Genomic DNA, 12,651 nt, shown 5'->3' with positions numbered 1-12,651 from the left:
ATTAGTAATTTAAGTAAGTTAAGAGAGTTAAGAGGTTTTGGAGAGTACGGGCGGAAAGGATGTCGGTTTGGCATTTTCTGGATCTCTGCCCTCCTGCAATTTTTCGAATTTTCATAACACCGGGAACGGACCATGATCCACGATAACGTACTCCAGACCCTTGGCCAGACCCCGCTCATCCGTATCAATCGCCTCAATCCCAATCCCTTGGTGACCATTGCCGGGAAGATGGAGGTCACCAATCCTGGTGGCTCCATCAAGGACCGGGTGGCCCTGGCCATGATCGAGGATGCGGAAAAGCAGGGCATTCTGACCACGGACAAGATCATCATCGAGCCGACTTCGGGAAATACCGGTATCGGGCTGGCCATGGTCTGCGCGGTCAAGGGATACCGGCTCATGCTGCTCATGCCGGAATCGGCGTCCGAAGAGCGCAAAAAAATTTTACGGGCCTATGGCGCGGATATCCACCTGACACCCGGCCACCTGGCAACGGACGGGGCCATCGAGGAGGCCTACCGGTTGGCGCGTGAGGAGCCGGACACCTATGTGCTCATGGACCAGTACAACAATCCCGCATGCATCGGGGCCCATTACCGGGGAACCGGTCAGGAAATCTGGGACCAGACAGCGGGAAAGGTCACCCATGTGGTCGTGTGTCTGGGGACCTCGGGCACGGCCATGGGTATCTGCAAACGGCTCAAGGAGCTCGCCCCGGCCATCGATGTCGTTGCAGTGGAACCCTACGCCGGGCACCGCATCCAGGGGCTCAAGAACATGCAGGAATCCTATCCCCCGGGTATCTATGACAAGCATGTCCCGGACCGGATCATCCATGTGGACGACGAGGACGCCTTTGCCATGTGCCGGGATCTGGCCCGCAAGGAAGGGATCTTTGCCGGCATGAGCAGTGGTGCGGCCATGGCCGGGGCGGCGCAGGTAGCCCGGGAACTTGAATCCGGGCTGATAGTGTGCATTTTGCCTGACGGTGGGGATAGATACCTGTCCACTTCGCTGTTCACCCCGCCGGCCAAGAAGGGGATCGGGCTGCTTGATACCAGGACCCAAACATTGGTCTATCCCACAGCCTCGAACAAGACCGTTGGGCTGTTCACCTTTGGCCCGAGCCTGGAACGGATCAGCGAACTCGAGCCATGGAGACGGGTGGTTCTTCTGGATATCGTGCGCAGGTACATGGTTTCCAGGGGGGGGAGTGCCAGGACCGTGGTCGGGATTGCCGATTACGATGACCGGACCGTTCTCGGTGCCAGGGAATCGCGTGTGCCCCGTGAAGCGTTCAGCCGATCGCGTATGGAGGCGGTCCGTAGCCGGGCCCGGTTGCTCGGGGTCGGGGAAGAGACCGTGTTCGAGGCCGCGGGCAACCATGTGGGAACCATGGTCGGTTTGTGTGAAAAACTCCTGGAAAAGGGACTGGCCTACGAAAAGCTCAGGTCCGTGTATTTCGATATCATGCGCGACAAGGACTATGGGGATCTGAGCTGCATCGATCTGAACAAGCTGAGTCTCGGCAAGACCGTGGATCTCACGGACTACGTCAAGGAGAACCCGAGGGATTTTACCCTGCTCAAACGGGCCACCCTGCAGGATCTCAAGGAAGGGACCTGTCTCAAAACCCGGTGGGGGAATGTCAGGCCGTCGTGGTATCTGCAGATGGCCGGCATCGGGGCGGACCTTCTCGAGGAAATCGGGATCTGCCTGGCCGGGACCAACCAGGTCTTTCCCCATCTGGAGAACCTGCGGTCCATCTGGGCGGTGGAGCGTAAGGCCGGGGTCGATGCATGGATGGTCTCCCATTCCGTTGACCGTAAATCAGAAGAGTTTTCATTGTGCGATATCGAGGAATGCCTCGCCTTGGGCATTTCCCCCCGGGCCGTCAGAATGTGGCTGCTTTCGGCTTCGTACCACAAACCCCTGACGGCATCCCGGGACAACCTGGTCATGTGGCAGCGCAATTGGAGCCATGTTCAGGATCTGATGGTCACCCTCTCTTCGGGGTGCTTTGCGGACAAGGGAGGGGTCGGACAGAAGGTCGAGCAGGGGCTCTTTGATCTCAAACAGGGATTCGGGGATGCCTTTGACGCGGATCTGGGTCTCCACCATTTCTGGCCGCAATTGCTCCGGTTCTGCAAGACCATCAATCATCTGTATGCCGCGGGCGGGCTGAACCGAGCCGGGGCCATGGCCTGTAAGGACCAGTTGGAATCCATGGACAAGGTGCTGCGGATCGTGGACCGGTCTATGATCCCGCTGGGAGAGGACACGTATGGTGCTGCAATCAAGGAATTGCTCGAGGAACGTGGTCGGGCCAGGGAAAAGAAGGATTTCAAGGCAGCGGACGCCCTCCGCGACCAGATTGCGGAGGCCGGATACCGCATCGTAGACGCGAAGGAAGGGGCGAGGGTGTACAGGCAGGATAAATGATGACCCCGTAGGGGCAGATTCCATATCTGCCCTTCAGTGCGATAGGATGACCGGGCGCGGGAGACAGCGGGGCGCGGGAGACAGCGGGGCGCGGGAGACGGGAGACGGGAGACAGGAAAAATTGTCCGTCCACGGCGCGTCAACACTTTGTGCCTGCAACAGACCGTGGGTCACCCAAAAGGGCAGACAATCGCCACAATAACCCATTGATCAATCCCTGCTGTAATCAAACCCATCCACCCCGCACACATTCTTGAGAAGATCAAGAATCTTCCGGCATCTGGCGGGATCGTCCTCGGCCTGGGGGATGAAGGCGGGGCGGCCGTTCCGGCCGAAGGTGAACCGTTTGGGGCAGACGGCCGGGTCCACCTCCCCAAAAATGGCCCGGGCCAGATCGTACTCCTTGTGTGGGGCAAAGCCGAGGTCCAGGGCGAAATCCACGCATTGTCCCACCAGCTTGCAGCAGCAGGCAGGATGGATGGACACGAGCCCCGCTTCCCGGTCGGTCCTGCGGATACGTTCTTGGTATGTGTTTTCATCCATGACGTTGGCATATGCCCTCCGCACCCCGAGACAAAAAACATCCAGCCTGAACACCCCGGCTGCGATCTCTCCGCTGACCAGCTTTCTGCTGACGACGGCATAGCCGATCCCTTTTTCGAAAAGATTATCCGAGACAAGGGTTTCGTGGATCCTGCATACGACCGAGGCCTGGTATTTGGCCCTGGTTTCGGCGTAGCGGACCAGATTGCGGTATTTTTCCAGAAGGGGGGCGAAATAATCGGTAAGAAAAGCCATGGGGAGATGGAGGGGTTGTGTGTTGGGGTCCGGGCAAAAAACGTGTCATTATACAAAGAATGACCGCTCGTAAATATTGACTTCCTGTGGATCGGTTTTATCAAAATGCTCGCTTCCGTTCCACACGGGACGGTTTGGGTAATACGGAGAGGCGGTCAGCCCGAACGGGGTGGTCGGTCACGGACACGATCCCCCCTATGTTGTGAGCGACCGTCTTTTTTATGTCTACAGTCAGTAACACAAGGAGAAACTATGGCTGCTGCACAGGAACATTGCGAATTCAAAACCGAGATCAAGAAGCTCTTGGATATCATCACCAACTCCCTGTACACCAACCGGGAGATTTTTTTGCGTGAACTGGTGTCGAACGCTTCCGACGCCCTGGACAAACTCCGTTTCGAGACGAGCAGGGGCACCGGGGTCAGGGATACGGAGCTTCCTTTGGAGATCACCCTCACGGCCGATGACAAGGAACACGTCCTGACCATCAAGGACACGGGTGTCGGTATGAGCCGGGACGAGATCGTTCAATACCTAGGGACCATCGCCCACTCCGGTTCCGAGCAGTTTCTGGAGAACATGGCCAGGGAGAGCGAAGAGAACAAGGACGCCGGCGACATTATCGGCCGGTTCGGTGTGGGATTCTATTCCGTGTTCATGGTTGCGGACAAGGTCGTGGTCACCTCCCAGTCCTACAAGGATGACGAAAAATCGGTCCGCTGGACCTCGGACGGCCTGGGCTCCTATGGTGTGGAGACCCTGGACGAGACCGTTTCCAGGGGCACGACCATCGAGATCCATCTGAAGGAAGAATACAAGGAATACGCCACCGAAGACCGGATCAAGCATATCATCAAGACCCACTCCAATTTCATCTCCTTTCCCATCAAGCTGGGCGAGGAGACCGTGAACCAGGTCACGGCCCTCTGGCGGGAACCCAAGTTTTCGGTCAAGCAGGAGCAGTATGACGAGTTCTACAAGTTCCTGACCTATGACAGTGAGCCCCCCCTGGACACTCTGCATATCTCCGTGGACGCCCCGGTCCAGTTCAAGGCCCTTATGTTCGTGCCGACCAAGGACCACGACGTCTTCAACCAAGAACGGGACAAGTACGGGCTCGATCTCTATGTGCGCAGGGTCCTCATCCAGAAGGAGAACAAGGACCTCCTTCCCCAGTATCTCGGATTCATGAAGGGGGTCGTGGACACCGAAGACCTGCCCCTGAACATTTCCCGTGAAACCCTGCAGGAAAACAGGGTCGTCGCCAAGATCAAGTCGACCATCACCAAGCAGATCCTGTCCACCCTGGAAAAGATGGCCAAGAGCGATGCGGACAAGTACGCCACGTTTTGGAAGGAACATTCCAAGATCTTTAAGATGGGGTACATGGATTTTGCCCACAAGGACCGGTTCGCCGGACTGCTCCGGTTCAACTCGTCCATCCACGAGGACAAGGACGGCTTGACCTCCCTGGCCGACTACATTGCCCGGGCCAAGGACGGACAAAAGGAGATCTATTACATCTCCGGCCAGAGCAGGGAGGCCGTGGAGCTGAACCCCCATTTCGAGATCTTCAGGAAGAAGGGGCTCGAGGTGCTCTATCTTTACGAGCCCATCGACGAATTTGCCCTGGAGGCCGTGGGTGAGTTTGAAGAATTCAAGCTCAAGGCCGCTGAGACAGCGGACCTCAAGAATCTGGATGATTTCGCGGACATGTCCAAGGATGAGGAAAAGCCGGTCGAGGAATTGTCCAAGGATGATTCCAAATCTCTGGACAAGCTCCTTGCGAAGATCAAGGACACCCTGGGTGAGAAGATCACCGAGGTCCGTCTGTCCGGCCGCCTGACCTCAAGCCCGGCGTGTCTGGTCAGCCCCGACGGGACCATGAGCTCGCACATGCAGAAGATCATGCGGCTCGTGGGCGGCGGGGACAAGGAAGATTCCATCCCCAGCAAGGCCATGGAGATCAATGGAGACCATCCCCTGGTCAGGAATATGATCGCCATTTTCAATACCGACGAGAACGACCCTTATCTTGGGTCGTGCATCGAGCAGCTCTATGAGTCCTCGCTCCTGCTGGAGGGGTATCTCTCCGATCCCCACAAGATGGTCAGTCGGATCAACGAGCTCATGGAACAGTCCAGTGGCTGGTACAAGGAAGTCAAGAAGATGTAGTCAATGACGCCCCCGGACATGAGCTCCGGGGGCGTCAAGGAAAAAGGGAGCTATGCATCGAGCCCTGGTTTCGGCCGTGGATGAAATCAGCAGGGTGGTTCTGGGCAAGCGGGTGCAGATCCGTTTGGCTCTGGCCTGTTTCTTGGCCCGGGGGCATCTGCTCATCGAGGACCTGCCCGGTATCGGCAAGACCACCCTGGCCCATTGTCTGGCCCGGGTGCTGGGACTCGATTTTTCCCGGGTCCAGTTCACCTCCGACCTGCTCCCCGGGGATCTTCTCGGGGTGTCCGTGTACGAGCAGCATGCCGGCATCTTCACCTTTCATCCCGGGCCCGTGTTCACCCAGGTGCTCCTGGCCGACGAGATCAACCGGGCCACGCCCAAGACCCAGTCCGCCCTTCTCGAGGCCATGGAGGAGCGGCAGATAACCGTGGAAGGGACCACCCGTCCCCTGGAGGAACCCTTTTTCGTTATCGCCACCCAAAATCCCCTGGAGCAGGCAGGCACCTTTGCCCTGCCCGAATCCCAGAAGGACCGGTTCCTCTTCCGGCTGACCATGGGCTATCCCGATCCAGAGGCGGAACGGGCCATGCTCCGCAATGATGCCTCCGGCATAGGTCCCGGAGATCTCGAGCCGGTCATGGACGCACATTCCCTTGTGGATCTCCAGCACCGTGTCGGTTCGGTCCATGTTTCGGATATCCTTCTCGAATACATCCAGACCATTATGGCGGTCACCAGGACGAGCGACCGTTTTCTGGCCGGTCTCTCTCCCCGTGCCGGCCTGGCCCTGCTCCGTGGGGCCAAGTCCTGGGCCTTTGGTGGGGGCAGGGACTATGTCATGCCTGAGGATATCCAGGAGGTTTTTCCCTATGTGGTCACCCACAGGCTGGCCCCGGCAGCGGGCCAGACCATCGTCCGGACCGAAGACGTGACCGAACTCCTCAACACCGTTCCGGTTCCCGTATGAAATCTCCTCGCCCGGTGCGACGATTCTTTGCCAAGCGGGCACGGGCAGAGCTGCCCGTTGTCCTGGATCGCAAACGCATCTTCATTCTTCCCACCAAATTCGGGTTGTTGTTCGCCCTCCTGCTTCTCGCCCTGCTCATCGGGTCCATCAACTACACCAACAATCTCGGCTTTTTTCTGACCTTTCTTCTGGCAAGTACGGGATTCGTGTCCATTTTTCACACCTATGTGAACCTTCGCGGGCTTGAGGTTTCGCGCATCGAGACCGGGGAGACCTTTGCGGGTGATCGCTGTCTTGTGAACGTGCATTGCCGGACCACCTCCCGGCCGTTTCGGGACATTCGGATCTCCCTGGCCGGAGCAACTCCCGCCGCTTCCGGAGTGAATCTCGAACCGGGCACCGGCAGGTCCGTCCGTGCATCCGGCAAAAAAACACAGCGAGGCGTCCGGCCCCTGCCCGGGATCGTTATCCATACGACCTATCCTCTGGGACTCTTTCGGGCCTGGTCCAATGTATCCGTGGCCGGCACATTCGCTGTCTTTCCCCATCCTTCCGAAGCCGTCTCCCTGGTGTCTCGGGATATTCCCGGTGATTCGAGCCGGGATGACGGATCGGGAAGGCGGCCCGGGAGCGATGATTTCGGAGGACTCCGGGAGTACGTGCCCGGTGATCCCATGCAGCGCGTTGCCTGGAAGTCCTCGTCCAAAGGGACCGGACTTTTGACCAAGGAGTTTGTCACCGGAACCAGACGCCATGTGGGCATTCGCTGGGATGATGTGCAAGGGTCGGATGAAGAGCGTCTCTCGCAGCTCTGCGCCATGATTCTGGCAGCCGAAAAAAGGGGCGCTCCCTATTGGCTGGAACTGCCCGGTCATGTTTCGGACGTGGCCCGGGGCGTGGAGCATAGGCATCGCTGCCTGATGCGTCTTGCCGCCTATGGGACGGGAGCAGGCACAGAGGGCGAGGCATGAACAAGCATTTTCAGGTCGACGACCTGATCCTGGTTCTCCTGGCCGTTGTCTTTGCCCCCCATGTGGTCCGGGTACCCGTGTGGATCAGCGTGTTCTGCGGTTTGTCCTGGGGCGCGGCGTTTTTCATGCGTCGCAGGCAGATGAGGCCTCTTCCCCGTGTGGTGATCATCGCTCTGGCCCTGGCGTGTACGGCAGGCGCGGCCCTGAGCTTTGCCGGTTCCCTGGGGCGTGAGGCCGGGGTAGGACTTCTTTCTCTCATGCTCGCCCTGAAGCCTTTGGAGACACGAAGCGATCGGGACCGCATGGTCACGGTTTTTCTGGCCTATTTTCTGACCCTGACCAATGTTCTCTATTCCCAATCCCTGGTTATGGCCGGGTATATGATCGTGTGTGTGGTCCTGGCGGGTATGGTGCAAATCCGGATCAACGATGTCCACGGACGGACCGGTGAGCAGTTCAGAAAAATTTTTCTTCTTCTTGGGCAGGCAGTGCCCCTGGCTCTGGTTCTTTTTGTACTCTTTCCCCGTTTTTCAGGGAGTTTGTGGGGTTTCCAGGACTCGCGGACAGCCGGGGTGACCGGGCTTTCGGATGCCATGTCTCCGGGGCGGATCAGTGCTCTGGCGTTTTCTCGGGCCATTGCCTTCCGGGTCAGCTTCGAGGGGGATCGCATTCCTGGCCGGGAATCATTGTACTGGCGAACCCTCGTGCTCTCCCGGTTTGACGGTCGGGAATGGTCGCAGACGGAACTTTCGACTATGGAAGGCTGGAAGCCGGATGTTACCGACCCGGTGCGCTATACGGTCACGGCCGAGCCATCGGATCAGACCTGGATGTTTGCCCTGGATTTTCCCGTGGGAGCTCCTCCGGCCGTGGTCCAGTCACGGGATCTCACCCTGAAGGCCCCGGCAAAGATAGCAAAGCGGGTCCGGTATCCCCTGGTCTCGTGTATCGACTGCCCGAACATGGTGGCCGGGGACCTGGACGCCATGCTTGCTCTTCCTCTTTATGGGGGAGAACAGGCGCGGGAACTGGCCCTGTCGTGGCGCAAATCAGCTCTTTCCGACAGGCAGGTCGTGGACTTGGCCCTTGCCCATTTCAGAACCAATGCGTTCTTCTACACCCTGAATCCGCCCCTCCTCGCCATGGACGATCCCGTGGACGATTTTCTGTTCAATGTGCGCAAGGGGTATTGCGAGCACTATGCCTCGGCCTTCACCTTTCTGATGCGCGCCGCAGGTATCCCGGCCCGGGTGGTGGTGGGCTACCAGGGCGGGGAGATGAACCCGGTGGGTGAGTACATGATCGTGCGCCAGTCCGACGCCCATGCCTGGTCCGAGGTCTGGCTGGATGATACGGGATGGATCCGCACCGATCCCACGGCGGCCGTCTCCCCGCTGCGCATCGAACAGGGAGCCGAGGCCGTTGTTGCCGAAGAAGTGGGGACGATTCTGGAGGCCCCGGCCATGGGAGCCCTGCGCTGGGCCTGGAATCACCTGCGCCTCAACTGGGACGCCCTGAACAATGTCTGGAACCAGTGGGTTCTCGATTACAGCGCCAAACGGCAGAAGCGACTTTTGGAATTTCTGGGCCTCGCCCGGACCTGGAAGGGGATCTCCACGGGTATCATCCTGAGCCTGATGGCCGTGCTCGGTTTCGGTGCGGGACTGCTCCTTTATCTGGGAAGGCCTGTGCGGATGCCCAGGGACAAGGTTGCTGTCATTTATGAACGATTTTTGAAAAAGACGGCAGCGTGGCCCAATGAAGAGGGACTTCCTCCGGTGTCGTACCTGAGTGATCTGATGAAGAAGATGCCTGACAGGGCGGAAGAGATAGAAGCAATCCGTGATCTGTACGTCTCGTTGCGGTACCGGCCGGGCGGGGACGGATACGAGGGGGATGTGGAGAGATTCAGGGAGAAGGTGAGAGGGTTCAATCGATTGAAGAAATGTGAAGAACCGGTTTGAATTTCGGAATAAACAACCTACGCAATATATACCTCACAACAAATAGTCTGCGAGCAAGGAGATGCCGGTATGAAAAAACTTTTTGTTTGCCTTACCGTGGCCATGGGTCTCGTTATGGGGTGTGCCTCCAAGACAGTGCACAATGATCCGACCGTGCAGCTCGTGTCCTATGGCATTTACAAGGAAGAGGCCAGGAAAAGCAGCAGGCCTGCAGGGTCTGACGAGATGATGGTAGGAGACGTGTACAAGGAAATAGACGCGGTTCTACTGCAACCCACGGACACTCTTGTTACTGTCGCTCGAGATAGGCCTTGCATCGCGACCCGACGTTGTCTTTTATATTGTAGAAGAAGAAATCATAGTCATAGCGATGGTAGCACTCCTTGCCCATGGACATGTCCAATCGTTGTGCAATCTCAGGAGCCGGTGTGGGGATTTCAAGGCCGCCTATGCTGTTTACATGGGCCGATGTGAAGTGGTCGATGTTCAGGCTGTCGCCGTTTTCCAGAGCGATGCGGGCGCCCTTGTTCATGGATGCCGGATAGGTTGTGGTGTCCGTGGTCCAGGAAAGAGGGTTCACGCACCGGGCTCCCTTGCCCATGGTGGGAGACGTCCCGCCTGGCCCCACCGTGTTCCAGACCAGCACACATCCTGTCTGAGTGGGAGATGTGCCTAAGGGGAGGGCTAATTGCGCAAGCGTCGCGTCCGTAAGGGTCCATCCCGGCATGTAAGCGGCCACCAGCTTGTCCTTGTCGAGGAGGTTCGGGTTGTCCAGAAGGACCATTTGCAGCACGTTGGATCCCTGGCTGTGGCTGGCGAGGATGATATTCCCTGTAAATGACAACCTGAAGGTGCTCATGAAAAAGGCTTTCCGGGCGAAGACGCTGGATGATTTTCTCGAGACCCTCGAAGATTTCACCCTGTAAAGAATTTTCGTAACTATTCAGCCACCAATAGCCCGATCCTGTTTTGTCCCTTCCGGGAACGCCGAGCGTCTGCTCGGCAATGCGTGTACAAACCGGCAGAAAACAGGGAGAATGGTACCGTCGGATCAACGATGACGATATACCACTAGGCAGTGTCCGAAAGGCCGAGCAGACGCTCGGCGTTCCCAGGAAAAGCCACTGCCTCATGCCGAGTTATGGTGCTGAATAGTTACGAAATTTCGTTTATGGTGATCAGCAGAGAGAACCCGATCAGATCCTGCCGGGTTCCGCCCCTCCATGGATACTCATCAGTCCCCACTAAAAAACATTTTTCATGAAAACATTTTTATGTAATCATTTTTCATGGACAATAATCATTTTTCACGCCATTGAAGGTTCATTATTCAAACCAGAATTCATGAAAAATGATACAATATAATCACATTTCATATCTCCCCACTGTTTTTCACGGTTTTCCAGCTTTGGAGGAAGGGGGCCGTCTGGCCGGATATGCCGCCTTGATCCAGGCTCATGATCTGAGGGTTCCCTTGCCGGATTATCTCTGTGCTATCGGAACAAAGCATAGAAGATATGACCTTGGCCGCTGGCATGTTTTTACACCTCGCCATGCGCCGAGGGAGACCATGTACGGTCATTTGATTTTTGCCCTTAAATACGAGGGTGTTGACCTTGCCGTTCTGAGCGCCTTGTTCCACAAAATAGGGGCCGCAACAATTCAGGAGATCGTTCGGGCGGAGCCTACTGGCAGCTATAGCCGAAGATTGTGGTTTTTATGGGAATGGTTGCGTAATGAGGTGCTCGATATTGAAGATGCGACAACAGGCAACTTTGTCCCTGTCATAGATGATACCTTGCAATATGGCGGGAAACCGTATCCATCCAAACGCCACAGGGTTCGTAACAACCTGCCGGGGACACGCAATTTTTGTCCGTTGATCCGAAAAACAGACAAGATTAAGACGTATATTGGGAAGCAGTTCGCTGAAACAGCCCTACAAAGGATCGGGCAGACGCATCCGGATTTCATAAGCCGGGCTGCCGCTTTTCTTTTGTTGAAGGATTCAAAGGCATCATACACTATCGAGGGCGAATCCCCTCCACACAACCGGATAGAGCGATGGGGGCGCGCCATAGGCGATGCAGGAAAAAGAAAGCTCAGCATTGCAGAGCTGGAATACTTACAGCAGATTGTTATTCGGGATAGCCGTTTTGTAACACCGGGGTTACGAAAGGAAGGCGGATTTGTCGGCGAACACGATCGCATCTCGGGTATGCCCATGCCCAGTCATATCTCCGCCCGTGCAGATGATCTGAAACCCCTGTTGTCGGGTCTTATTGCTATGTATGAGCTTCTCGGGAAGGATGATTTCGATCCTGTTTTATCGGCGGCCATCATTGCCTTTGGTTTTGTTTTCATCCATCCGTTTGAAGACGGAAACGGCAGAATTCATCGCTATTTGTTTCACCACGTCCTGTCTGAAAGAGGTTTTGTCCCCACAGGATTGATATTTCCGGTATCGGCTGTGATTTTGAATCGGATAGAGGCATATAGAAAGGTTCTGGAGCATTTTTCAAAACCGCGACTCGATTGTATCGATTGGCGGCCAACGGAAAAAAACAATATTGAGGTGTTGAACCAGACCATCAATCTCTATCGCTATTTTGATGCAACACAACAAGCTGAGTTTTTCCTGGAATGTGTTGAAGAAACAGTCAACAAAACCCTTCCCGAAGAAGTGGACCATCTTGAAAAATACGACAGGCTTGACGAATTTTTAAAAAACTACGTTGAAATGCCCGACAAGCTTGTTGATTTGCTCATTCGCTTTCTCAACCAGAACAATGGAAAACTTTCAAAGCGAGCAAGAAAAAACGAATTTGAAAAACTGACAGAAGTTGAAACGAAAGTGATCGAGACAAAATACGAGGAGATTTTCGGACAGAAGAGGCAATAGTCAAACTAAACATCAACATCCGGCAACATCCGGGACAGGCAAACTATGCTGGCGTTCTTTCTCCAGCTGTGCTACGGGAGGCCATCTACCTATTCCCTGAGATCCGGAGGTCGCCATGCCCCGTATTCCCCGCCTTCTCGTGTCTGAAACCCCGACCGTCTATCATGTCATCTCCCGTACGGCTCTGGCCGGGCTCCCCTTTGACGCATCCGACAAGAACAAGCTGCAGTCCCTGATTCTTCATTTTTCCCGGATTTATTTCACCGAAATTCTTGGCTTCTGCCTCATGGACAACCACTTCCACCTTCTGGTGCGTATGTTTCCTGTGGACCATGGGGACACAGCCTCACTGCGGGAGCGGTTCAAGCTGGCTTGTGGCGACAAGGCCGTGTTCTCGTCTGAAAAGATAGCCGATCTCCGACGAAGGTG

Annotated in this window: 10 protein-coding genes; 8 read left to right on the top strand and 2 right to left on the bottom strand. The window is 56.2% G+C overall.

Going from position 1 to position 12,651, the window contains the following annotated elements; all coding sequences use genetic code 11:
• Positions 1-132: 132 nt before the first annotated feature.
• Positions 133-2,442 carry a cysteine synthase gene (locus tag ACY692_RS08300; RefSeq protein WP_462324886.1) on the top strand — a complete coding sequence of 770 codons (2,310 nt, stop codon included), beginning with the start codon at positions 133-135 and terminating at the stop codon, positions 2,440-2,442.
• Between the two features lie 210 nt (positions 2,443-2,652).
• Here ACY692_RS08300 and ACY692_RS08295 read toward each other — a convergent pair whose 3' ends face one another.
• Positions 2,653-3,240: a hypothetical protein gene (locus tag ACY692_RS08295; RefSeq protein ID WP_462324885.1), complete on the bottom strand. Its 588-nt coding sequence runs from the start codon at positions 3,238-3,240 to the stop codon at positions 2,653-2,655.
• A gap of 252 nt (positions 3,241-3,492) precedes the next feature.
• Here ACY692_RS08295 and htpG point away from each other — a divergent pair, with 252 nt between their 5' ends.
• Genes htpG through ACY692_RS08275 form a run of 4 tightly spaced genes read left to right on the top strand, consistent with a single transcriptional unit; the run spans position 3,493 to position 9,320 of the window.
• Positions 3,493-5,415: a molecular chaperone HtpG gene (gene htpG / locus ACY692_RS08290; RefSeq protein WP_462324884.1), complete on the top strand. Its 1,923-nt coding sequence runs from the start codon at positions 3,493-3,495 to the stop codon at positions 5,413-5,415.
• Positions 5,416-5,467: 52 nt separating this feature from the next.
• Positions 5,468-6,385: an AAA family ATPase gene (locus ACY692_RS08285; RefSeq protein WP_462324883.1), complete on the top strand. Its 918-nt coding sequence runs from the start codon at positions 5,468-5,470 to the stop codon at positions 6,383-6,385.
• Entirely contained in the window at positions 6,382-7,356 is a 975-nt protein-coding gene (locus ACY692_RS08280) for a DUF58 domain-containing protein (protein WP_462324882.1), read from the top strand. The genes ACY692_RS08285 and ACY692_RS08280 overlap by 4 nt, the downstream gene beginning before the upstream one ends.
• Positions 7,353-9,320: a transglutaminase TgpA family protein gene (locus tag ACY692_RS08275; protein ID WP_462324881.1), complete on the top strand. Its 1,968-nt coding sequence runs from the start codon at positions 7,353-7,355 to the stop codon at positions 9,318-9,320. The genes ACY692_RS08280 and ACY692_RS08275 overlap by 4 nt, the downstream gene beginning before the upstream one ends.
• 289 nt (positions 9,321-9,609) lie before the next feature.
• Here ACY692_RS08275 and ACY692_RS08270 read toward each other — a convergent pair whose 3' ends face one another.
• Positions 9,610-10,179: a DUF3089 domain-containing protein gene (locus ACY692_RS08270; RefSeq protein ID WP_462324880.1), complete on the bottom strand. Its 570-nt coding sequence runs from the start codon at positions 10,177-10,179 to the stop codon at positions 9,610-9,612.
• A 146-nt stretch (positions 10,180-10,325) separates the two neighbouring features.
• Between ACY692_RS08270 and ACY692_RS08265 the strand changes: the two genes are divergently transcribed.
• The 3 genes from ACY692_RS08265 to ACY692_RS08255 form a co-directional block, all read left to right on the top strand.
• Positions 10,326-10,475 carry a hypothetical protein gene (locus ACY692_RS08265; protein WP_462324775.1) on the top strand — a complete coding sequence of 50 codons (150 nt, stop codon included), beginning with the start codon at positions 10,326-10,328 and terminating at the stop codon, positions 10,473-10,475.
• Between the two features lie 196 nt (positions 10,476-10,671).
• Positions 10,672-12,222, top strand: a complete 1,551-nt coding sequence (locus tag ACY692_RS08260; RefSeq protein WP_462324879.1) for a Fic family protein — start codon at positions 10,672-10,674, stop codon at positions 12,220-12,222.
• A gap of 115 nt (positions 12,223-12,337) precedes the next feature.
• The coding region (locus ACY692_RS08255; protein WP_462324878.1) for a transposase at positions 12,338-12,651 on the top strand (314 nt) is incomplete at its 3' end.

Source organism: Desulfoplanes sp. (genome assembly GCF_054921335.1).
The sequence above is the reverse complement of the archived record's forward strand: the minus strand, read 5'-3'. Positions and strand labels throughout refer to the sequence as shown.

Coding starts and splice junctions, on each gene's coding strand:
- ACY692_RS08300 (WP_462324886.1), top strand. CDS start 133: ATGATCCACGATAACGTACTCCAGACCCTTGGCCAGACCCCGCTCATC.
- ACY692_RS08295 (WP_462324885.1), bottom strand. CDS start 3,240: ATGGCTTTTCTTACCGATTATTTCGCCCCCCTTCTGGAAAAATACCGC.
- htpG (WP_462324884.1), top strand. CDS start 3,493: ATGGCTGCTGCACAGGAACATTGCGAATTCAAAACCGAGATCAAGAAG.
- ACY692_RS08285 (WP_462324883.1), top strand. CDS start 5,468: ATGCATCGAGCCCTGGTTTCGGCCGTGGATGAAATCAGCAGGGTGGTT.
- ACY692_RS08280 (WP_462324882.1), top strand. CDS start 6,382: ATGAAATCTCCTCGCCCGGTGCGACGATTCTTTGCCAAGCGGGCACGG.
- ACY692_RS08275 (WP_462324881.1), top strand. CDS start 7,353: ATGAACAAGCATTTTCAGGTCGACGACCTGATCCTGGTTCTCCTGGCC.
- ACY692_RS08270 (WP_462324880.1), bottom strand. CDS start 10,179: ATGAGCACCTTCAGGTTGTCATTTACAGGGAATATCATCCTCGCCAGC.
- ACY692_RS08265 (WP_462324775.1), top strand. CDS start 10,326: ATGCGTGTACAAACCGGCAGAAAACAGGGAGAATGGTACCGTCGGATC.
- ACY692_RS08260 (WP_462324879.1), top strand. CDS start 10,672: ATGATACAATATAATCACATTTCATATCTCCCCACTGTTTTTCACGGT.